At 50.9% G+C, this 2,232-nt stretch carries 2 tRNA genes and 2 rRNA genes; all 4 read right to left on the minus strand.

Annotation, left to right across the window (positions count from 1 at the left end):
* A 23S ribosomal RNA gene (locus VLA04_02125) occupies positions 1-1,343 on the minus strand; the annotation flags it as partial.
* A gap of 284 nt (positions 1,344-1,627) precedes the next feature.
* A tRNA-Ala gene (locus VLA04_02130) sits at positions 1,628-1,703 on the minus strand.
* 14 nt (positions 1,704-1,717) lie between these two features.
* Positions 1,718-1,794: transfer RNA gene (locus tag VLA04_02135), tRNA-Ile, on the minus strand.
* A gap of 64 nt (positions 1,795-1,858) precedes the next feature.
* Positions 1,859-2,232: ribosomal RNA gene (locus VLA04_02140) — 16S ribosomal RNA — on the minus strand; the annotation flags it as partial.

Below are 2,232 nucleotides of genomic sequence, written 5' to 3' on the forward strand. Positions count from 1 at the left end.
CGACTCACCCTGCGCCGATGAACGTTGCGCAGGAAACCTTGGGCTTTCGGCGAGGGTGCTTTTCACACCCTTTATCGCTACTCATGTCAGCATTCGCACTTCTGATACCTCCAGCATTCCTCACAGAACACCTTCGCAGGCTTACAGAACGCTCTCCTACCATGCACATACTATAAATAGTATGGCATCCGCAGCTTCGGTTACGTGCTTAGCCCCGTTACATCTTCCGCGCAGGACGACTCGACTAGTGAGCTATTACGCTTTCTTTAAAGGGTGGCTGCTTCTAAGCCAACCTCCTAGCTGTCTATGCCTTCCCACTTCGTTTTCCACTTAGCACGTCATTAGGGACCTTAGCTGGCGGTCTGGGTTGTTTCCCTCTTGACACCGGACGTTAGCACCCGATGTCTGTCTCCTGTGATTGCACTTCTCGGTATTCGGAGTTTGCAATGGTTTGGTAAGCTCTTATGAGCCCCCTAGCCATAACAGTGCTCTACCCCCGAGAGTGAGACACAAGGCACTACCTAAATAGTTTTCGGAGAGAACCAGCTATTTCCAAGTTTGTTTAGCCTTTCACCCCTATCCACAGCTCATCCCCTAATTTTTCAACATTAGTGGGTTCGGACCTCCAGTTGGTGTTACCCAACCTTCATCCTGGCCATGGATAGATCACTTGGTTTCGGGTCTACACCCAGCAACTATCGCCCTATTCGGACTCGCTTTCGCTGCGCCTCCCCTATCGGTTAAGCTCGCTACTGAATGTAAGTCGCTGACCCATTATACAAAAGGTACGCAGTCACCCCTTGCGAGGCTCCCACTGTTTGTATGCATGCGGTTTCAGGTTCTATTTCACTCCCCTCCCGGGGTTCTTTTCGCCTTTCCCTCACGGTACTGGTTCACTATCGGTCGATCACGAGTATTTAGCCTTGGAGGATGGTCCCCCCATGTTCAGACAGGATTTCACGTGTCCCGCCCTACTTGTCGTAACCCTAGTTCCACACACGGGCTTTCTTATACGGGGCTATCACCCTCTATGGCCGGACTTTCCATTCCGTTCTAATAACGCGTGTGCTAAAAGTTACAGGCTCTTCCGTGTTCGCTCGCCACTACTTACGGAATCTCGGTTGATTTCTTTTCCTTCTGCTACTTAGATGTTTCAGTTCGCAGAGTTCGCCACCATCTCCCTATATATTCAGGAGCGGTTACCCTTGCGGGTGGGTTTCCCCATTCGGACATTCCCGGATCAAAGCTTGCTTGCCAGCTCCCCGAGACTTTACGCAGGCTGCCACGTCCTTCATCGCCTGTGATCGCCAAGGCATCCACCACATGCACTTGTTCGCTTGACCCTATAACGTTGAAACCTGAGCCCTTTTAAACTCAAATTCCGCGACGTACGAGTAAATACGTCCGCCATAGGTTTTTCTAAAGCACTACTGATTTGAACTGATCTAGTTACTAGAACTAAACGTCGCTCAAATGTTTCGATTTTGCAATCAATACTACCCATTGAACACGCAGAACCTCATCACAAAGTTCCTGTGTTCACTTTACTTCTTCCATTTTTTTAAAGAACAGTTCCAGCTTAAAAGCCAGAAGCAAACGCCTTCGCTTGCTTCTATCTTCTAGTCATTGGTGGAGGATGACGGGATCGAACCGACGACCCCCTGCTTGCAAAGCAGGTGCTCTCCCAGCTGAGCTAATCCCCCAGTACCTCGCAATCTGGTGGGTCTGGTTGGGCTCGAACCAACGACCCCCGCCTTATCAAGACGGTGCTCTAACCAGCTGAGCTACAGACCCTGAACTGTCTGTCTCTTTGAACAACCGATAAGTGTGAGTACTTGCCAATCAGGCTTTTCTCTAGAAAGGAGGTGATCCAGCCGCACCTTCCGATACGGCTACCTTGTTACGACTTCACCCCAGTCATGAATCCTACCGTGGTAATCGCCCTCCTTACGGTTAGGCTAACTACTTCTGGTAGAACCCACTCCCATGGTGTGACGGGCGGTGTGTACAAGGCCCGGGAACGTATTCACCGCGACATGCTGATCCGCGATTACTAGCGATTCCGACTTCATGTAGTCGAGTTGCAGACTACAATCCGGACTACGATCGGCTTTCTGGGATTGGCTCCCCCTCGCGGGTTGGCAACCCTCTGTACCGACCATTGTATTACGTGTGAAGCCCTGGCCATAAGGGCCATGAGGACTTGACGTCATCCCCACCTTCCTCCGGTTT

This window comes from Verrucomicrobiia bacterium, assembly GCA_035460805.1.
Taxonomy (GTDB): domain Bacteria; phylum Patescibacteriota; class UBA1384; order CAILIB01; family CAILIB01; genus DATHWI01.